We start from the raw sequence: 20,513 nt of genomic DNA, 5'->3' as shown, positions 1-20,513 counted from the left end.
GTTATTTTTCGTATGCTACCGCGTTTTCAAGGCTCAATGCCCCGTCAAAAACCGTCTGTTCGTCAAAATGTTTTCCAATAAGCTGGAGGCCGACAGGAAGCCCTTCGGCTGTCTTTTGGATAGGTAGACTGAGTGCCGGCAGACCTGCAAGGTTGATTCCGATCGTATAGGCGTCGCTCAGATACATCTGCAGTGGATCCGCCATCTCACCGAATTTGAAAGCCGGTGTCGGCGCAACGGGACTGAGGATCAGATCCGCTTCTTTGAAGACCGCCTCGAACTCATCTTTAATGAGATGGCGCACCTTCTGGGCTTTGAGATAGTAGGCGTCGTAGTAGCCGCTGGAGAGGACGAAGCTTCCAAGCAGAATACGGCGCTTGACCTCTTCGCCAAACCCTTCGCTGCGGGTGCGGAGGTAAAGCTCTTTGAGATCTTTCACATCTTCGACGCGGTTGCCGTAGCGGATCCCGTCGTAACGGCTCAAGTTCGCACTCGCTTCGGCTGTCGCGATAATGTAGTAGGCGGCAATGTCATATTTCGCACCCATCATCTCTTTATGGACGATCGTATGCCCCGAATCTTCGAGCGCTTTGATGGCCGTGTCGTATGCCGCCTGCACTTCGGGGCTGGCATCTTTGATATAGTTGTCGATAACGGCGATTTTCAGTTTTCTGTCGGGATTCAGATTTGGTGTAACCGGCGTGTAGTCGATATCCGCACTCGTGCTGTCATGGGTGTCGTGGCCGCTTATAATGTCATACAAAATCGCCGCATCTTCGACATTCTGTGTCATCGGTCCGATCTGGTCGAGACTGGAACTGTAGGCACCGAGCCCCCAACGGCTCACCCTTCCATAAGTCGGTTTCATGCCCACTATGCCGCAAAATGCCGCCGGCTGCCGAATCGATCCACCCGTGTCGCTTCCTAGTGCGGCAATCGCTACACCCGCACCGACTGCCGCTGCGGAGCCGCCGGAAGAACCACCGGGTACGCGGCCGGGATCGTGCGGGTTGAGGGTTTTGCCGTAGAAACTTGTTTCGGTTGAACTTCCCATCGCAAATTCATCCATGTTCGCCCGTCCGAACGGTGAAAGGCCCGCCGCTTCGATCTTTTCGATCACGGTCGCGTTGTAGGGTGCCACATACCCTTGCAGAATATTACTCGCGGCGGTAACGTTCCATCCTTTGACCTGGATATTGTCTTTGATCAGAAGTGGCACACCCTCGCCCGCTTCATCGACGGCGATGTAGGCGTTGAGCTCTTTTTTCTCTTCGATCTTCTTTTTCAGATCTTCGCGCAATGCGGCGATCTCTTCTTTTGGCAGACCAAGTGCCTCTTTTAGCGTTATCAACCTTCTCTCCTTTTTTTCTTCATCTTCACCGCTGCGATTCCGACCGCAGTTATCAAAAATATGAGCCCGATCGTGCCGGCAACCACCTGCCAGTGAATCGGCTGACTCAGATCAAACATTCAGAACCTTCGCACACCGCGTACAGAGTGTATCGGGTTTGGGTGCGGCGAATCGCCAGCAACGCGGACACTTGTGGCCACTCGCCTTGACGATGACGAAGCGATCTCTCTCCACTTCAAACTCTGCCAGCGCTTCACTCTCGCTGGAAGCTGCGATTTCACTTACAACAAACCAGTCTTCTGCATCTTTGGGATTCAATTGCGCCAGTTTGTCACTCGATGTCACGAGGCCAAGCTCCAGCGTCTGCTTGATGACGCCCTCTTTCTTGAGGCGGTCGACGATCTCGAAAAAGGCTTCGCGAGCGGCAAGCATATAGGATTCATCCATCGCCACATCTGCATTTGGAAGCGGTGCGTAAACCAGATCGAAAACATCGTTTGATTCACCTTTGACGACCGCTGGAGCGTACTCGAGAAGTTCATCGGCTGTATAGGTGATGACAGGGGCCACCAGCGGCAACATCGCACGTGCGATCATCGCCATCGCGCTCTGGCTCGAGCGGCGCGTCATATCGTTCTTGCCGTCACAGTAGAGGCGGTCTTTTGTGATGTCGAGGTAGATACCGCTCAGCTCGTTAGTCAAAAAATTGTTAAGGGTATGAAACCCCTTGGAGAAATCGTAAAGATCGAACGACTCACGCATCGATGCGAAAACTTCACTGGCCTTCTTGACGATCCAGCGGTCGAGCTCGCCCATCTCATCCACCGGCACAAGTCTCTCGAGATCGTCGACGTTGGCCAGCAGAAAACGGAACGTATTACGGATCTTTCGGTAGTTCTCCGCCACCTGCTTCAAGATGGCGTCGCTGATCTTCAGGTCGCTCTTGTATTCGCTCATCGCAACCCATAGCCGCAGAATTTCACTTCCGTACTTTTTGGCCACCTCGTCCGGTGCGACGACGTTGCCCTTCGATTTGGACATCTTCTCGCCCTTCTCGTCGACGGTGAAACCGTGGGTCAGAATCGCCTTGTAGGGCGCCTTGTGTTCGATCGCGGAGCTGAGTAGCAGGGAACTCTGGAACCATCCGCGGTGTTGATCGCTTCCTTCGAGGTAGAGGTCGGCCGGGAATTTTCCGGCATCGTAATTCCGGGATTTCAGCACCGCATACCAGGTCGAACCGCTGTCGAACCAGACATCGAGGATATCCATCACCTTTTCAAGGTCGTTCGGGTCGTAGCCGCTGCCCGGGTAGAGAAGCTCTTCGACACTCATCTCATACCATGCGTCGCATCCCTTCATCTCGAAGATCATCGCGATGAAGTTGAGCACCTTTTCGTCCAGGATCACCTCGCCCGTCTTTTTGTTTCGGAAAAAGGCGATCGGCACACCCCAGTCGCGCTGGCGGCTGATACACCAGTCGGGGCGCCCTTCCACCATCGAAGTCAGACGATTGCGCCCCCATTCCGGATAGAACTTCGTCTTGCCGATCTCGTCCAGCGCGATATCGCGCAGGCTCTTCTCTTCACCGTCCGGCTTGCCGTCGATACTGATGAACCACTGCTTGGTTGCGCGGAAGATGAGAGGCGTGTGACTTCGCCAGCAGTGCGGATAGGAGTGGGTGAATTTTTCGACTTTCAAAAGTGCCGGGCCCAGCAGTTTCAAAATCTCTTCGTTCGCTTCGAAAATATGCTTGCCGACAAACTCTTCGGCATTGGGCAGAAGGCCGAGACGCACAACCGTCTCGTCATATTTCCCCTCTTCGTCGACCGGCATCACCACTTCGAGGTCGTTGACGAGCCCTACGCGATAGTCGTCCTCTCCATGACCCGGTGCCGTATGGACCGCACCCGTACCGTTGTCCATCAAAACGTGTTCGCCCAGCACGATGCGAGAAGGGCGGCCGTTGAGCGGGTTGATGGCGACCATCCCCTCCAGATCGCGTGCGGGAATACGCATCTCAATCGGCCCTTCGACAACACCGCTCTCGAGAAGATCGTCGAAAAGCTTCTCTGCCACGATGTAGCCATCTTTCGTGAGCACATACATCTCGTCGGGATTGAGGCTGATACCGACATTCGCGGGAAGTGTCCACGGTGTCGTCGTCCAGATGACAATGGCAGCAGCTTCGGGATGCCCAAGCTGTTCTTTGGCTTTGTCGCCAAGTTCGAAGGCTACGTAGATCGAGTAGTCTTCTTTCTCTTCATACTCGACTTCCGCTTCGGCCAATGCCGTACGCTCCGCCCAGCTCCAGTAGACCGGTTTGTTACGCTCGACCAGCAATCCCTTCGCAGCCACGTTGCAGAGCGTACGGTAGATATTCGCTTCGAAACGGAAGTCCATCGTTACGTAGGGTTTTTCCCAATCGGCGATAACACCGAGGGCTTTAAAGCCCTCTTTCTGTACCTCGACAAACTTTGCGGCATGCTCACGGCAAAGCTGACGGATCTTCGTTTTGGGCAGCTGCTCTTTCTTCGCCTTGCCGATCTTCTTTTCGACCTGCTGCTCGATCGGCAGACCATGACAGTCCCAGCCCGGCGTGAAACGAACCGCACGACCTTGGAAATAGTTGTCCTTGACGATGATATCCTTGAGCACTTTGTTCAATGCATGACCGATATGGATCTTGCCGTTGGCATAAGGCGGGCCGTCATGCAACGTAAAGATCTCCGCACCGTCGCGGTTTTGTTTCATACGTTCGTAAACCTTCTGCTCAAACCACTTCGCATAACGTTTCGGTTCATTCTGCGGAAGGTTTCCGCGCATCGGGAAATCTGTTTTGGGAAGATTGAGTGTCGACTTGTAGTCCATTCATCGCTCCGGAGAAAAATTGGAATATTATATTTAAAAGGTCATTAAAATGTGCTGATTTTCAGGATTTGCTTTGATATAATGGCCGTTACAAAGAAGGAGCATCGCTATGAAAAATCGTCTTGTCATCATTGGCAAAAACCTCTATCTAAACTCACCTTTCATGGAGTATATCGAACGTGAACTCGGGCATTTGGGATTTTTGGAACAGATCATAAAACTTCCCGAAACGAGCAGTGAGACCGTATCGCTCCTGCAGAAACAGATTCAAATGGACGGCAATCTCGTCATCGTCGCCAACAAAAGCGCATTTACACCCATAAGCAAACTCCTCGCCACCATGATAGACGATACCCTGATTCTCAAAGAGAATCTTCTAATACCCTCAAAAAGCGATATCTACGACGACAACAGTTTCTTGGTACATCACAATGGCTGTACGATCAATATCGCGCTGGCTGAACCGGGACATACCCTTCCCATGTTCCTCATCGAACACAGTGAAAAAGAGGGCATGCTGCATCTGTTTAAAATGGATGAGGAAAGTGCTGGCGTGCTCTTGGAGCCATTGGCCAAAACCCATGAAATCGAAATCTCTTTCACCACGCTCACACCGGGTTGGATTCAGGTGGAGTGCATCAGTAAAAAGTATGGGCAGCTTGACAATTTCCTAAAAAGTGTCAAACAACTGCTGGGACCGAAAGTTGTCGAATCGACGAATATTTTCGCTTACCTCATTCACAAACTTTCGCATGCTGGAAAAACGGTAACGTTTGCCGAAAGCTGTACCGGAGGACTCATCGCCGCACAACTGACGAGCGAACCGGGCTCATCCACCATTTTCGGAGGCTCGCTCGTTACCTATTCGAACAGACTCAAAGCCGGCTGGCTCGGTGTGGAAAAAGAGGTGCTCGAAAAATTCGGTGCCGTCAGTGAAGCGTGCGTAAAGCAGATGCTTACAGGAGCCAAAGAGATCGCCCAGGCCGACTATGCACTTGCTGTAAGCGGAATCGCCGGACCGGGCGGAGGGACACCTCAAAAACCGGTAGGAACCGTTTTCATTGGCGCCAAAAGCGATACCCAAACCATTGTCGAAGAGCTTCACTTCGATGGGGATAGAAACTATATTCAGAAGCAGAGCATGCTTTACGCCTACAAACTACTCTTTCATGTGGCCGAGGAAGATCTTTTTTAAAAAGTTCTCGAAACCCCTTGACAAGGCATAACTTTTTGCCTATAATTTCGCTCACGTTTGCAAGAGATTGCAAGCTGGCTGTGACCCGTTAGCTCAGTTGGTAGAGCAATTCCCTTTTAAGGAATGGGCCGTTGGTTCGAATCCAACACGGGTCACCACTTGATTTGTTGTAAGGGTCGTCATGACCCCTTCATCTAGTGGCCAAGGATGCCATCTTTTCAAGGTGGACACAGAGGTTCAAATCCTCTAGGGGTCGCCATTTTAAACGGTCGCTTAGCTCAGTTGGTAGAGCGCCACCCTTACAAGGTGGATGCCAGTGGTTCGAGTCCACTAGCGACCACCATTTTCTTCTTTGTTATCCGGTGCGGTGGTAGTTCAGTTGGTTAGAATACCGCCCTGTCACGGCGGGGGTCGCGAGTTCGAGTCTCGTCCACCGCGCCATCTTTTCAAAAAATCGGTACCGACAACCATTCTCAACTCCATCATCCATCATCCATCATCCATCATCCATCATCCATCATCCAATCAACATAATCAATTATGTTAATTTTTCTTTTTGTTTTTAATCGTTATACTTTTAAAACAACAACATCAAGGAGTAACATCATGATAGACAACGATATCGTCAAGATCGCCAACGAGACCAAAAAATTGAATGCTCTGGTCGTCGAGGATGAGAAAGAGGCGAACGAGCTGATGGTCTCGACCTTCAGCAACTTTTTCAATTCTGTAGATTCAGCGATGAATGCGGAAGATGCTCTGGCGATTTACAAAGCGAAAAAGCCGGATGTAGTCTTTATCGATATCATTCTTCCAGGAATGGATGGTCTCGAACTCGCGCGTAAAATTCGCGAAATCAATCCTGACCAGATCATCGTCATCATATCGGCAAGCAACGATATGAGCAAAATTTCCGAAGCGATTAAAATCGGTGTCGACAGCTTCATTCAAAAGCCTATCGATTCCAACAAGATCATCGATCTGCTCAAAAACATCAACCAGACCATCGCAAAACGCAAAAAGATCGAAACGAAAACCTTCTCGATCACCCTTCCCATGGATCTTTACGATCGCGTTCACGCCGATGCGAAAGTCGAGCGTATCTCCAAAAACGCGATGATCATCCGTGCACTCAAATCGTTCTACGATATCAAGCCATAATCGGAAGTTCTATCCAAAATGAAGCCCCGCGACGCGTGTTGCGGGCACTTATCTTCCCATTGAGCCTCTTTTCGACAATCATTTTCGACATATAAAGCCCAAGCCCCGTCCCTCTTGCCTGGTACTTTGTCGTAAAATAGGGCTCGAATATTTTGTCGATAATCTCTGAATCGATACCTCCGGCATTATCTCTTACATTGATATTGATTTTGTTGTTGTATTTGACTTCGACCTTGATGAGGGGAGTTTCGACTTTTCGCTCCTTCAAGGCATCTATGGCATTGTAAATGAGATTCAAAAGAATCTGTTTCAAGTCATTGGGGCTGCCTTTTACAATGCTCTCTTGTGGGGGAAGTGTCAATTTCAATTTGATTTTCTCGTCTTCCAATACAATGGAAATCAGCCGAATGGTTTCTTTTATTGTTTTACAGACTTCAAAACCTCCAGGATGCGAATACTCCTCTCCATTGGATGCAAAACTTCGGAAGTCGTCGATTGTATCGGATAGGTATTTTAGTGTCGCGTTGATCTTCTTTTCTGCATGGGCGATCGCCCCCGGTGTGATGTTGCCGATCTGGGCTTTGAGGGAAAGATCCTGCATTACGAGAGCGATAATGTTGAGCGGTTGCCGCCACTGATGGGCGATATTGTTTATCATCTCTCCCATGGATGCCAATTTGGACTGATGATAGAGCATCTTATCTTTTTCACGATTCTTTTTGACTTCGAGTTCGATACGCTTCTCGAGAAATGCGTTCAAATCTGCCAACTCTTTTGTCCGTTTTTTGACTTCCTGTTCCAAATGACGGTTCAGGTCCATGATTTCATGACTACTGGAAGCGACAAGTGTAGACAATGTCTCGAGCAGTTCGTCTTTCGGCTCCAGAAGTACCTCATTCAGATTGAGTTCTATTCTGGCATCTGGATCTTCAGTCAATGCGACACGTGTCAATGTGAAATTCAGGAAACAGTTTTTTTCTTTTCTGTGGCTGAATTCTCCAAATGTGACGAGGCCGAACAGTTGATCTGAATTTTTATAGAATGATGCTGATGACTTGAGAATATCCAGATATCCATATCTATAGGATATACAGATGTAAAACCATGCAACTTCTGCAGGAATTTGCTTGTAGACTTCGGGAATAATTTCATAGCGGCCGATCATTCGCTTGTAGTGACCAAACCCTATTTGGACTTTTTCTCCCTTTTCGAACTCACCCGTATAGAGTCCTTTTTCTCCATCGAGTTCCAGAAGCGCCCGGGCGACCTGGCCAAATTCCGGTGAGGTGCGGATGAGGGGATGGGAAAGGGATATATGAAGAAGTTTTTCTCTGTTCATCGGGCCGAAGTATTTGGTATAGACATCCATCAACGGCTGGCCGTCGAGCTCGTAAAGATTCCTACCTTCCGCTTTCGTGACTGTGTACTCCTTGCCGATCGGTTCCCAATCGAAAAAATAGTTACACGTAACCTGTAGCGCCTCTCCGTGAAAAAACACAGCGATGAGCCCCTCTTTCCGATAAATCTGATTTTGAGAGAAGATAGAAAAGTTCAAAAATGGCTCATTGTCCGATGCGATACCTCCAAAGATCGGAATATTTCCAAACATACGATTACTCTGGCTTATCAGCTTTTCGATGTCGAAGTGAATGGTGTTTGTAAGGAGAAGTATCCCTTTGGTATCGGGCCCGATCTGAGATGCCATCGCTTTTACGATCGAGCTGTAACCCGAGGCCTCCTCTTCAGCCGGGAGAAGACACTCAAAAAGCGATAAAGTACTTTTTTCAAAAGAGGTAATCGACAAAACGATCTGTTCGGATATAACATTTCCCTCATAAAGCTGTATGACACTGCTCGCACCTGCGATGATAGCGTTTGGAAGCTCCTTTTTCAGGGCCGATTGCACACGTTCGAAACTCTCCTGTTTTATAATTCCGCAGTTGACCTGTACAAACAACTGCTTTTTGGAAGCAAGTGCATTCTCCTTGACAAAACGACTAAACGCCTCTTCACTCTGAAAATTGAAACTCCACTGTTTCATCTGTACCCTTTTTACGCTTTAAACGAGTATAATTTCTACATGAATTATAGCGATATTCACATACAACTGCGTCAATGGTATAAAAGCTTCGGCCGGCATGATCTTCCATGGCGCAAGACGAACGATCCCTACGTTATCTATATCAGTGAAATGATGCTTCAGCAGACACAGGTCAAGACGGTTTTGGATCGTTTCTTTTTCCCTTTTCTGAAACGTTTTCCGACCCTTGAAAGTATAAAAGCCTCTTCGATCGACGAGATCCTTCATGCATGGCAGGGATTGGGTTATTACCGCAGGGCACGCTATATTCATGCGTGTGCACAGATCGCTTCGCCGAGTCTTCCGACCGATCCAAAAGAACTTGTCAAATTGCCGGGAATCGGCAAATCGACCGCTCATGCGATTGCGGCTTTTTCCAAACATTACCCCGTTGCGGTTTTGGATGCCAACGTCAAACGTATCCTTTACCGTTTTTTTGCAAAAACCGAAGCGAAAGAGAGGGAACTGTGGAAAATGGCGGAGATACTGCTCGACCATGAAGAACCGTACATCTACAACCAGGCGATGATGGATCTCGGAGCAACCGTCTGTCTTCCCAAATCGCCAAAATGCGAAATATGCCCTTTCGCATCACGATGTATGGGAAGAGAGAGCCCGATGAATTATCCTCAAAAAAGAGTTTTGAAAAAAAGACCTATCAAACAGAAAAAGATTGCTGTTTTACAATGCGGAACCAAGCTTTTCATGCGCAAACGCAAAACGGAACTTCTCGGCGGATTATGGGAATTTCCGGAAATGGAAGATCTTGATCTTCCCGTCGGCAACGCATTACACAAGATCGTACAGGAATATACCCACTTCAAACTGGAGGCGGAGTTGTTTCTCCTTCAGACAAAAAAGTCGGACCACATGACGGATGGAGAGTGGATCGATATCGCTTCTTTTGGAAAACTGGCGACATCGACCCTCGAAAAAAAGATTCTGAAAGTTCTATTTGAGACGGATACGCACTGATTTCTCGTGCGCCGTCAACCCTTCGGTTTTGGCAAGCAAAGCACACGCTTCTCCGATTTCGTTGATTCCATCTTCGCTCATCGCGATAATGGATGACTTTTTCAAGAAATTTTCGACATTGAGGGGCGAATAGAATTTTGCAGTGCCCCCTGTAGGCAGTGTATGGTTCGGTCCTGCCATATAGTCTCCGATAGGTTCAGGGGTAAAAGCCCCCAGGAAGATCGCACCTGCATGTCTTATTTTCGGCAGAAGCTCGAAAGGGTTGGCTGTCATCACTTCGAGGTGTTCCGGTGCAATCTTGTTCATCAGTTCGATCGCTTCATCCATCGTTTCGGTCACAATGATCGCACCGCGTTCCTCGATCGATTTTCGTGCAATCATTTCACGCTCCAGCTTCGACAATTCCATATAGAGCACTTCTCGTACCGCTTCGGCCTGTTCGAGGGAAGGGGTTATTAGGATCGAACTCGCCATCTCGTCATGTTCGGCTTGTGAAAGAAGATCGATCGCCAGATACTCCGGAATCGCCGATGTGTCGGCAAGAATTCCAATCTCGCTCGGTCCCGCGATCATATCGATGTTGACATCGCCGTAAACAAGTTTTTTTGCCGTTGCGACAAAAATATTTCCCGGTCCGGTGATAACATCCACCTTTGGAATCGTTTCCGTTCCATACGCCATCGCGGCAATTGCACTCGCCCCACCCACTTTAAACATTTTTTCAATACCGCACAGGTGCGCAGCAGCCAAAAGGAGATGATTGATCTCATTGTCGGGCGTAGGCGTAGTGACGACGATCTCATCCACTCCTGCGACAATCGCAGGAATCGCATTCATTAAAAGCGAACTAGGATAGGCGGCCTTTCCTCCCGGAATATAAAGCCCCGCTCGATCAACAGGCGTCACTTTCTGCCCCAGTGTGTTGCCGGCTTTGTCAAAATCGATCCAGCTCTTCGGCATCTGTTTTTCATGATAGTTTTTAATACGTTCATAGGCAAGGTGCAATGCCTCGCGAAGATCAGTGTCGAGTGCGTCATACGCTTTCTTCATATCCACAGGATCGACCATCAAATCTTCATCGAATCGAACCTCCCAGCGGTCAAACTTGGCAATATGCCTTTTGAGCGCCTCGTTCCCCTCATTTCGGATCTCTTTGATGATGGTTCCGACAATTGAAGCTACATGCTCCATATCCATCGCCCCGCGTCCGAGCAACTCTTCGAACGACTCCTTAAAATTTTTATCCGTAGTTTTGATCAAAAGCATGGCAAATCCTCGTAAATTCTATTCTCGCTATTGTATTTAAACTATTATTTAAGAATGCTTTTGTATACTTTCAGTCCAATTCGCGCGGACGTGGCGGAATTGGTAGACGCGCTAGATTCAGGTTCTAGTGGGCATTAGCCCGTGGAGGTTCAAGTCCTCTCGTCCGCACCACTTACAAAGCCCTATTTTAGGGACTTACAAAAAATTAACTTCAAAAATATACAACACTTATACAACAAATATACAACTTCTTATATTTTTATACCTAAATTTTTAAAATAGTTTTTTAGATTGTCTATTTTTTCTTGGTCTTGTTTTTCGGTATAAAATTTTAAATATTCGTCATATAAGCGTTTTAAGTGCTTTTCTTGATATGCTTTAAAATCTTTTTTTGCTTTCTCAAACTTTGCAATGTCTGCTTTTAAATTCTCATCCATTTTATTTAGAAAATCTAATTCTTCGTTTAGTTGTTTAGCGTGTTTGTTTAATTTCTTTTTTTCTTCTTCTACTGATTTGTCAAATTGTGCTTGTGCTGTTTTAATTTGGAATAATCCTTTTGCTAATATTTCCGCTTCTTTTTCCAATGCTTCACTTCTTAGGTATAAATTATTCGATACTATCAAATTCTTTATATGTAGTTCTTCAAATATGGTTTTGAATAATAATGTATCTATCGCTTTAGTTACACCATTATCTAAGAAAAAATTGGCATTTTTCATTGGTTTAACTATATTCTCATTTAACCATTTTCTATGTGCTTTTGGTGCGTCTTCTATTTTTACGCCAAAAACAGATTGAAGTATCCTTGCAACTTGATAATTCATTGAATATCTATATGTTTTCCCAAGAATTGTAACTGATGTCTTAATTTTTGTATTCATTTCCTCTATAAGCATATTTTGATAGTCTTCTTCTCCTTTTTTGGAGTCCATTTTTTCTTGAAGTTTTCGATATAAATGCTCTAAATACGCTTTTTCTTCTACTATTTCGTGTGGTAATTTCATAATTCTTCCTTATTTTGTTTATAATCTGATTATAAAAGTTTTTTTGAAGATTTTTTTTAATTTGGATTTTTTGTGTATATTTTTGCAAATAGGTTGATTTTTGATTTATTTTGCTATTATCTTTCGTAAAAGTTTTAATATCATATTTTCGGGATTTTTTTAGGTTTGGTAAAATGTATAAGGGTTGATTATAAGTTATTCAAGCTCGCCCGCCCGTGCGTGCGCATGCGTGAGCATAACTTCATAATCAAAAATTCATACAAAAAACACTTTTTCCAAAAAGCACAGACATTTTCTTTATATTTTCGTAAAAATTAAAGATTTAGGGGAGTTTTGGGTTTGCTATCGCAAACCCCAACCCCCTTTCACTATTCTTTTTTACAATAAAGAATAGATTTGGCTTTTATGGGGTTTTTGTATTAGTTGAATTTATATATATTGCGTTAGCTACACTATAATCACAACCCCTTTTTTGAATATCTCTAAAAGTTTTTTTGCTCTATCTTTTGTAATATCTGTATGTAGTTTTGAAACAATATTTAAAACTAATTTTTTAAAATCAATAATTTCTTTTTCGTGTTATTGCTTGATTTGGGCGTAAAATCCTTTAAAAGGTTGTATCTTATATAGTTTGATATATAATTTTAGAAATTGGCAAAGATTTTGCCGTGTAATGCTTCTATATCTTGATTTAGGTTGATACCGCTTAGGTTTAAGTAATCGTGTGTTTGTTTTGTGCTACCGTGATTTAAAAATGTCATAATTTTAAATATATCAACACCCTCAAGTGCCATATTTGTTGCTATGCTTCTTCTTATAGTGTGGAAATTTACAACATTATCTCGTTCTTCATTATTCTTCTTATCTATGTTCTGATTAAATAGTTCGTCCATTATCTGGTAAACACCTTTTGGAATGTATGTAAATGGCTGATTAGAGGGCTTTTTTCTATTATAAATTATGTAGTCGTCAGGTTTTAGTTCTTTGGTTTGTTTTTCTAACCATTTTGAGGCTTTTTTCGTTATGGCTACAGTATAGATTTTATTGCTTTTGAAATTATCCAGCTTTATATGGTTATTTTTAAAGTCAATATCTTTCTTTTTGATATTTAGCACACTTCTTGCCCTTGCACCAGTTAATACACCTAAATATACGGACATATAAACATTTGGGTTTTCGTGTTTTTGACATTCTTTTAATAGCTGTTCTAATTCTTCTATATTTAGATAACGAAGTCTTTTTCTTTTTGGATTTTTTACACTAAAATTTGTTAAAGGATTTTGAATTTCTATTATTTCGTTTCTAATACCATAGTTAATGATTGTTTTACATAAAGAAACCATATTATAGACCGTTTTTGCACTTAACCCTTTTAAGTTTAAATCATTATCCAAAAATGCTTTAAAATCTTGTCTTTTTAGTGTTTCTATGTCTTGTTCTGCTATTTCACTTTTTGCTATGTTCTTGTTATATCTATTGACTTCACTTTGTAAGCCTGTAAGTTTATTTTTTACATTTTTTAGACTTAAGAATGTTTCTTCATCCATATTGTTATATTTTCGTCGTAGTTCGCCTATCATTTTTTTTCTTCTTGACTCAAAATATCTTTTAGATAGGTCATTTAAGGTGATTTTGTCTTTTGCTTCTTGTTCTGTTTCGATTAAATTATCTACCATTAAAATAGCTTTTTTTAACCCTTTTGCGTCTGCTTTGTCTGTGGTAAATAGTTTTTTTCGCTTTACTTTATTATCTGTTTTATCCCTATAACTATGATAATAAGTATATGTATCATTTTTTGCTTTTCTTACTTGTATCCCATTGCCTAAACTTATATATTTTCCTACTTCCACACTATGCCTTTTTTTAAATGATATACAACATTATATACAACAAATGCTTATATTCATATGTTGACATATATGTAAAAGTGCCTATTTTAGGGCTTTTATTGCTATCTAAAAACACATTTTAGAGGTTCAAGTCCTCTCGTCCGCACCACTCTTCTACTTTTTCTTCTGTGGCGAAAGCAGCATTTATACCACTTCTATTTTTTATTTTTAGCAGAGTCGGAAAGCAGTACCGCGATCCAGCGTGTCGATTCTGACGTTTCAAAGGCGAATTTGACGACCATTGTCAGCGGTACGGCCAAAAGCATTCCAATTTTGCCAAAGACCCAACCCCAAAAGACCAATGATAGAAAAACGACCAGTTCCGAAATTTCCAAGCCTCTTCCCATGATTTTCGGCTCAAGCAAATTTCCAATCACCGTGTTGATTACAAGAAACCAACCCCCAATCCAAAGTGCATCACCAAAACCGCTGGTAGCGAGCGCGATAAGCACGGGTGGTATCGCTGCAATTATCGAGCCGATGACAGGGATGAAGTTCAGAATGAAGCCGCCCAATCCCCAAAGCAGAGGATAAGGTACGTCAAACATATATAAAACAGCCACGATCCAAAGACCGGTAAGCAGGCTCGTAAATGCCTTCAACGTAAAATAGTGGTTGAGTTTGACGGTAAAACTCTCGATCCGATGAGCCAGGCCCGGAGATCCACTTTTTTCGAGATAACGTATTTTTCTTTTTATTGAAAAAGATTCGATCAACATAAATACGACGGTAAAAAAAATCAAAAAAGAGTTAGATAACAACAATGAGGCATTTTTGATGATAGAAAGGGTGAATGTAAAGAGCTTTTGTGGCTGAAGCATGGAGAAGAAGAGTTCCTGATCGATGTCGATTCCGACCTTCTGTAGTTGGAATATCACTTGTTTTAGATTTTCGGTTATCGTCACCTGCCAACTCTCCGCATGTTCGAAAAGATCCGCCATATGACTGGTTATCAATCCGGTTACCGAAACGAAAAGTAGAAACACCAAAATGATGACTATAAAAAAAGCCAATGGGCTAGGAATACCTTTTTTTATAAGCCAGTGTAGCAATGGAGACAAAAGTAAAGAGATGAATGCTGAAAGCATAAACGGAACGATGAGTGGCGCTGCATATTTCAGGCCAGCGATGATAACGACGATTGCCGCCAACGTCACGATGGTACGGTAAGCAGACAAATTCGCCATATGGATCCGTTAGGCCGTTTCGCCAGAGAGAATATGGCGAAACGGATTTGAAATATTAGTTAAAAATAGAGATAAGAACACCTGCGGCAACGGCGGAGCCGATGACACCTGCGACGTTCGGACCCATCGCATGCATCAGAAGGATATTGCCCGGTTTCTCTTCCATGCCGACTTTGTTGACGACACGTGCGGCCATCGGTACTGCAGAAACACCTGCCGCTCCGATCAATGGATTGATCGGTTCGGAAGAGAGTCTGTTCATAAGTTTCGCCATCAATACACCGGCAGCTGTCCCGACGGCGAACGCTACGAGGCCAAGAATAAGAATGCCGAGCGTATCCCCAACAAGGAATTTTTCCGCCGCCAGCTTGGAGCCGACACCAAGCCCCAGAAGAATCGTGACGATGTTGATCAAAGAGTTTTGCATCGTGTCGCTGAGGCGGTCGACGACACCCGACTCTTTCGCAAAGTTACCGAACGTAAAAGCACCGATCAGCGGCGTCGATTCGGGCAAAAGAAGAATACTCAGCCCAAGTACGATCAAAGGTAGAAAGAGCTTTTCGAGCTTGTGCACTTTTCGCTGCTGTTTCATGACGATGACACGCTCTTCTTTGCTTGTCAAAGCCTTCATGATTGGAGGTTGAATGACCGGCACGAGCGCCATATACGAATACGCCGCTACGGCAATCGCTCCAAGAAGATCCGGAGCGAGCTTGGTAGCGATAAAGATGGAGGTCGGTCCGTCCGCACCCCCAATGATGGAAATCGCAGCACAATCTTGAAGACTGAAATCGAAAGCCGGGGTAAACTGGCTCAGGGCCGCGGCACCGACGAGTGTTCCGAAAATACCGAACTGTGCGGCACCGCCGAGGAGAGCCGTTTTCGGGTTTGCCAACATTGGGCCGAAATCGGTCATCGCTCCAACCCCCATGAAAATAAGCAGTGGAAAAAACTCGTTGGCGATTCCGGCGTTGTAGATGACCCCCAAAAAGCCATGATCAGCCGTCATATTGGCGAACGGGATATTTGCCAGCAGCCCCCCGAAACCGATCGGCAAAAGCAGCAGAGGCTCAAAACCTTTTGCAATCGCCAGATAGAAGAGCAACAGCGTAATACCGATCATGATGACGCGTCCCCATGTTTGATGGAATGCATTGACCGGTTCGCCCTCACCGTTGACCATTCCCTCCTGAGGTGTCGTGAAGGCGTAAAGACCTGTTGTTTTGTAGAATGACTTCAACAGTTCCCAAACTCCCTTGTCATGAGCAACCGCTTTTTCGGAAGAGTCGACAGCGGCATGATGCTCAATAGCGTGTGTCTGCTGTGCGACCTGTTCGTGGCCGCTCGCTGCCGCATTTGTAGCGAAAAGCGTAATAAAAAGCAGCAATACTGCAACGATACTTTTTTTCATCGTCAAAACCTTACTCAACCAGTGCCAGAATCTGACCCTCTTGTACCGCCTGGTTGGTAGCCACGTTGATTTTCGCGATCTTTCCCGCTTTCGGCGAAGGAATGTCGATCTCCATTTTCATCGCCTCGAGAATCATGATCACTTCACCCTCTTCGACACTGTCGCCCGGGTTTTTCAGAATTTTCCAGACATTGCCCGGAACCTGTGCAGGAACTTCTGTAAGGCCCGGTGCATTCTCTGCAGGAACTTCGCTTTCCGGCGCCGGTGCCGGTGTGCTCGATGCCTCTTTGACAACGATTTCTCCTTCGCCTTCGGCAACTTCGACTTTGAACTTCTGACCGTCAACTACAACCGTATATACACCTGCTGCACTACTCATACATTCACCTTCTTTTTTGTTTTCTTCTTGATCTTTTTTGCGTACCATCAGCGGCGATTCGCCTTTGAGGAAGTCGATGCCTTTCTTATCGCACGCTGCTGCGATGAAGATATTCTCTTCCGTCGTTTCGAGACCCTCTTCTTCGAGCACTTTTTTCCAGTACGCGATCGATTTTGTTTCGTCGCGATCCGCGATATCGAGAGGATTCTCTTTTGTCGGCTCGAGTTTGAGCTGTTCCGATGCGATCTTCACCACTTCCGGATCCGGTTCGGTCGGTGTTTTTCCGAAATATCCAAGCACCATGCGCCCGTACCCTGGTGCGATCTTCTTCCATGGCCCGAACATGACGTTGTTGAAGGCCTGCTGCCAGTAAAACTGCGATACGGGTGTGACCGATGTGCCATACCCACCTTTTTCGACCACTTCTTGCATCGCACGGATCACTTCCGGATACTTGTGCAAGATGCCGCTGTCGCGCATCATCTGCGTATTTGCCGTCAAAGCGCCGCCAGGCATCGGAGAGAACGGAATAAGTGGTGAAACCTGTGTCGCTTCCGGCGGAATGAAATAGTCTTTCAGACAGTCGTTGAGAACCTCTTCATAGGCAAGAATTTTTTCAAGTTCGAGACCACCGAGATCGTAGTCTCCTCCCTTGGTCGCATGAAGCAACGTCAGAATATCGGGCTGGCTCGTGCCACCGCTTACCGGGTGTGCGGCCATGTCGATTCCATCCACACCCGCTTCGAGAGCTGCGAGGTAACATGCGACACTGACACCCGCGGTTTCATGTGTATGTAGGCGCAGATGGGTCCCTTCCGGAAGAAGTTTACGTGCCATTTTGATCGTCTCGTAGACTTTGTTCGGGTTGGAGGTTCCACTCGCGTCTTTGAAACAGACACTGTCAAACGGCAGACCCGAATCGAGAATTTTGCGAAGCACCTTTTCATAGAACGGTGCATCATGCGCACCGTGGCATCCCGGAGGAAGGTCCATGATCGTTACAACCACTTCATGTTTGAGCCCGTGATCTTTGATACATTTGGCACTGTATGCAAGGTTGTCGACATCGTTGAGTGCATCGAAGTTTCGGATCGTCGTCGTACCGTGCTTTTTGAAAAGTTTGGCATGAAGATCGATCATCTCTCGGCTGCCGGTATCGAGCATGACGGTGTTGATGCCGCGTGCCAGCGTCTGAAGATTGACTTCCGGACCGACGGTTTCACGGAACTTGTCCATCATCTCGAACGCATTCTCCTGCAGATAGAAGAAGAGACTCTGAAAACGTGCACCACCGCCAAATTCGAAGTGGGTAATGCCGGCATCTTTCGCCGCCTCGACCGCAGGGAGGAAATCCTCCATCAGGACCCGCCCGCCGAAAACGGATTGAAAGCCGTCGCGGAAGGTGGTGTCCATTACATCGATATACTTTTTCTTTTTCGCCATAAAATTCCTTTGTAAAGCGTTATTTGCCGAGATTTTTGTGGTGTTGAATGGCCGCAATCACTGCTGCAACCTTCTTCTTGTCAACTCCCGTCGAAGCACCTCCAGCCGGTCCTGCCGGTTTTTCGGGAAAATATTTGGCGATCAGTTTTGCCTGCGTTTGCAAAACCAAGACCATAATATAAAGAAACGCAAATACGATTCCCATTCCGAGAATCATATACTTGAAGCTTTCTGCTACCATGTTTTCCATAGCGAACCTACCTTGTTGCAGTATTTCATAATTTTAAAACAGTTTAACTTTTAAAAGATTGAATATCATGTATTTTTGAGAGCTTATAGAATGCCACTGTATCGATAATGCTCAATTTGGGACATATTTCCACTGACACCTCCGGAATGGATATAGAGAATCGGTTTTTGCAGATTCTCGTAGGCGCTTAGTAACTCCAGCCACATTTTCGGGGCATAGACCAGGTCGAACTCGACCCCCGATCGCTTGAGAGAGTGCCATGCATCGAAATAGCACTTTTTCGGTTTTGCGAAAGGATGTTTCGGCCAATGTTCCAAGATTTTCGGTAAAAACGGTTCATCCGGTTCGAGTTCGTGCCATTGGGCCAAAAGCGTGTCACGATCACCGACGACAGGTGTCGTCAACACTTCAATCTCTTTCGGCAAATGGCGTCTGAGATAGAGTGCCGTAGTCCCCGTGCCGCTCGGCGTGGCGACGCTGCAGCTGCCGATGCCTTTTCTATTTGCCCAAGAGAGAATCTCCTTCGCCAAAAGACGGACGCCCTCTTCCGCTATCTTTTCGGCACCTCCCTGAGCGACAAGGAGAGTATCGTCCGATAGAGTGCTTCGAACATCTTCGATCCGGCCATAAAATTCCGAATGGGGAATTTCGACGGCTTTCATTCCAAGATCGAGCGCAAGTTTGAGATTGCCTGTCGGATTTTTGGCAAGCCAGTCGGGGAGCTTTTTGACATAATAGACAAAATCCCACCCTTTCGACTTTGCCAGGTAGGCGAGGGAAAGCATCGCATTCGATTGGGAGCCACCATAACTCATCAAGAGAGAATAACGTTTCGAATCGGTTTGTAAAAGCGTATAGAGTTTTCGAAGTTTATTGCCGGAAAAACGGGGATCGATAAGGTCGTCACGCTTGACGAACCATTCATGCCCCCTCCAATGAAAAGAGTCCACCCGGGAGGGTGGAAAGAGGAGTTTAGAAGCGGTCAATGCAGTTAAGATCCTCGAAGGCCTCTTTGAGACGGGCGACCATCGACTTTTCACCTTCACGTAGCCATTTGCGCGGGTCATAATACTTTTTGTTCGGTTTGTCTTCCCCTTCGGGATTGCCGATCTGCGCCTGAAGATAATCATGATATTTTTCGACATACCCCTTCACTCCAGCCCAGAAAGCCCACTGTGTGTCGGTATCGATATTCATTTTTATGACACCGTAGCTGATTGCATCGCGGATGTCCTTCAGGTCCGATCCGCTTCCGCCGTGGAAGACGAAGCTGACTGGCTTGAGTGCCGTATTGTACTTTTGCTCGATGTATTTTTGGGAGTTGTCCAGAATCTCCGGGCGCAACACGACATTGCCCGGCTTGTAGACGCCATGCACGTTTCCGAACGATGCTGCGATCGTGAAACGATCGCTGACCTTGCTGAGCTCTTCGTAGGCATAGGCGACCTCTTCAGGCTGTGTGTAGAGAAGTTTGTTGTCGACATCGGTGTTGTCGACACCATCCTCTTCCCCACCCGTGATACCAAGCTCGATCTCGAGTGTCATTCCCATCTTGCTCATCCGCTCGAGATAGACTTTGCAGGTTTCGATGTTCTGCTCCAACGGCTCTTCGCTCAGATCGATCATATGGGAGCTGAAGAGCGGTTTGCCGGTTTTGGCGAAGTGCTGTTCACTCGCTTCGAGCAGTGCATCGATCCATGGCAACAGTTTACGTGCTGCATGATCGGTATGAAGCATCACGGGAATGCCGTAGGCTTCCGCCAGCGTATGGACATGCTGTGCACCGCTTATGGCGCCGAGCACCCCGGCCTTTTCGCTATCGAGCCCTTTGCCCGCATTGAATACCGCACCGCCGTTACTGAACTGAATAATAATCGGGGAGTTGACCTCTTTGGCCGCTTCCATCGCCGCATTCATCGAGTTGCTTCCGACAACGTTGACCGCCGGCAACGCGAACTCATTCGCTTTGGCGATCTCAAAAATCTTCTGGACATCATCACCCGTTGCGACACCGGCATCGACGTAATCTGAAATCTTTACACCCTTCATCATCG

General features: G+C 46.1%; 16 protein-coding genes and 5 tRNA genes. 8 read left to right on the top strand and 13 right to left on the bottom strand.

Going from position 1 to position 20,513, the window contains the following annotated elements; genetic code table 11:
- Position 1: 1 nt before the first annotated feature.
- From gatA to ileS, 3 genes are read right to left on the bottom strand one after another with little or no spacing between them, the layout of a single operon-like run.
- Positions 2-1,351: an Asp-tRNA(Asn)/Glu-tRNA(Gln) amidotransferase subunit GatA gene (gene gatA, locus QUD54_RS10770; RefSeq protein WP_286336735.1), complete on the bottom strand. Its 1,350-nt coding sequence runs from the start codon at positions 1,349-1,351 to the stop codon at positions 2-4.
- On the bottom strand, positions 1,348-1,470 hold the full coding sequence (locus QUD54_RS10765) for a hypothetical protein (RefSeq protein WP_286336734.1): 123 nt from the start codon (positions 1,468-1,470) through the stop codon (positions 1,348-1,350). Before QUD54_RS10765 ends, gatA begins: the two co-directional genes overlap by 4 nt.
- Positions 1,463-4,219, bottom strand: coding sequence for an isoleucine--tRNA ligase (ileS, locus tag QUD54_RS10760; RefSeq protein ID WP_286336733.1), 2,757 nt, complete (start codon positions 4,217-4,219; stop codon positions 1,463-1,465). Before ileS ends, QUD54_RS10765 begins: the two co-directional genes overlap by 8 nt.
- A 109-nt stretch (positions 4,220-4,328) precedes the next feature.
- Here ileS and QUD54_RS10755 point away from each other — a divergent pair, with 109 nt between their 5' ends.
- The 6 genes from QUD54_RS10755 (at position 4,329) to QUD54_RS10730 (ending at position 6,575) form a co-directional block, all read left to right on the top strand.
- A complete protein-coding gene (locus tag QUD54_RS10755) occupies positions 4,329-5,414 on the top strand; it encodes a CinA family protein (protein WP_286336732.1) in 1,086 nt (361 codons plus the stop codon).
- An 82-nt stretch (positions 5,415-5,496) separates the two neighbouring features.
- A tRNA-Lys gene (locus QUD54_RS10750) sits at positions 5,497-5,572 on the top strand.
- A 25-nt stretch (positions 5,573-5,597) separates the two neighbouring features.
- Positions 5,598-5,673 (top strand) — tRNA-Glu (locus QUD54_RS10745).
- An 8-nt stretch (positions 5,674-5,681) separates the two neighbouring features.
- Positions 5,682-5,757, top strand: a tRNA-Val gene (locus tag QUD54_RS10740).
- A gap of 21 nt (positions 5,758-5,778) precedes the next feature.
- A tRNA-Asp gene (locus tag QUD54_RS10735) sits at positions 5,779-5,855 on the top strand.
- A gap of 165 nt (positions 5,856-6,020) precedes the next feature.
- Positions 6,021-6,575 (top strand): response regulator, encoded by a 555-nt coding sequence (locus tag QUD54_RS10730; protein ID WP_286336731.1) that lies wholly within the window; start codon positions 6,021-6,023, stop codon positions 6,573-6,575.
- Here the strand turns inward: QUD54_RS10730 and QUD54_RS10725 are convergent.
- Positions 6,565-8,616, bottom strand: coding sequence for an FIST N-terminal domain-containing protein (locus QUD54_RS10725; RefSeq protein ID WP_286336730.1), 2,052 nt, complete (start codon positions 8,614-8,616; stop codon positions 6,565-6,567). The genes QUD54_RS10730 and QUD54_RS10725 overlap by 11 nt on opposite strands.
- A 39-nt stretch (positions 8,617-8,655) precedes the next feature.
- Here QUD54_RS10725 and QUD54_RS10720 point away from each other — a divergent pair, with 39 nt between their 5' ends.
- Positions 8,656-9,630 (top strand): A/G-specific adenine glycosylase, encoded by a 975-nt coding sequence (locus QUD54_RS10720; protein WP_286336729.1) that lies wholly within the window; start codon positions 8,656-8,658, stop codon positions 9,628-9,630.
- Here QUD54_RS10720 and hisD read toward each other — a convergent pair.
- A complete protein-coding gene (gene hisD / locus QUD54_RS10715; RefSeq protein WP_286336728.1) occupies positions 9,607-10,896 on the bottom strand; it encodes a histidinol dehydrogenase in 1,290 nt (429 codons plus the stop codon). The genes QUD54_RS10720 and hisD overlap by 24 nt on opposite strands.
- An 84-nt stretch (positions 10,897-10,980) precedes the next feature.
- Here hisD and QUD54_RS10710 point away from each other — a divergent pair.
- Positions 10,981-11,067, top strand: a tRNA-Leu gene (locus tag QUD54_RS10710).
- Positions 11,068-11,147: 80 nt separating this feature from the next.
- Here QUD54_RS10710 and QUD54_RS10705 read toward each other — a convergent pair.
- The 8 genes from QUD54_RS10705 to fbaA all read right to left on the bottom strand — a co-directional run bounded on the left by QUD54_RS10705 (position 11,148) and on the right by fbaA (position 20,508).
- Positions 11,148-11,900, bottom strand: a complete 753-nt coding sequence (locus QUD54_RS10705) for a hypothetical protein (RefSeq protein WP_286336727.1) — start codon at positions 11,898-11,900, stop codon at positions 11,148-11,150.
- Positions 11,901-12,544: 644 nt separating this feature from the next.
- Positions 12,545-13,750, bottom strand: coding sequence for a tyrosine-type recombinase/integrase (locus QUD54_RS10700; RefSeq protein WP_286336726.1), 1,206 nt, complete (start codon positions 13,748-13,750; stop codon positions 12,545-12,547).
- A gap of 194 nt (positions 13,751-13,944) precedes the next feature.
- Positions 13,945-14,976, bottom strand: coding sequence for an AI-2E family transporter (locus QUD54_RS10695; protein WP_286336725.1), 1,032 nt, complete (start codon positions 14,974-14,976; stop codon positions 13,945-13,947).
- A 55-nt stretch (positions 14,977-15,031) separates the two neighbouring features.
- The gene (locus QUD54_RS10690) at positions 15,032-16,387 is read right to left on the bottom strand and encodes a sodium ion-translocating decarboxylase subunit beta (protein ID WP_286336724.1); all 1,356 of its coding nucleotides are present in this window, start codon (positions 16,385-16,387) and stop codon (positions 15,032-15,034) included.
- A 10-nt stretch (positions 16,388-16,397) separates the two neighbouring features.
- Positions 16,398-18,209 (bottom strand): biotin/lipoyl-containing protein, encoded by a 1,812-nt coding sequence (locus QUD54_RS10685; RefSeq protein WP_286336723.1) that lies wholly within the window; start codon positions 18,207-18,209, stop codon positions 16,398-16,400.
- 19 nt (positions 18,210-18,228) lie between these two features.
- Positions 18,229-18,459 (bottom strand): OadG family protein, encoded by a 231-nt coding sequence (locus tag QUD54_RS10680; protein ID WP_286336722.1) that lies wholly within the window; start codon positions 18,457-18,459, stop codon positions 18,229-18,231.
- Between the two features lie 83 nt (positions 18,460-18,542).
- Positions 18,543-19,445, bottom strand: a complete 903-nt coding sequence (locus QUD54_RS10675; protein WP_286336721.1) for a 1-aminocyclopropane-1-carboxylate deaminase — start codon at positions 19,443-19,445, stop codon at positions 18,543-18,545.
- Entirely contained in the window at positions 19,432-20,508 is a 1,077-nt protein-coding gene (gene fbaA / locus QUD54_RS10670; RefSeq protein WP_406600592.1) for a class II fructose-bisphosphate aldolase, read from the bottom strand. Before fbaA ends, QUD54_RS10675 begins: the two co-directional genes overlap by 14 nt.
- Positions 20,509-20,513 lie beyond the last annotated feature (5 nt).

The sequence above is a fragment of the Hydrogenimonas cancrithermarum genome, from assembly GCF_030296055.1.
Lineage (GTDB): Bacteria > Campylobacterota > Campylobacteria > Campylobacterales > Hydrogenimonadaceae > Hydrogenimonas > Hydrogenimonas cancrithermarum.
This window is presented reverse-complemented; position numbering and strand designations above follow the sequence as displayed.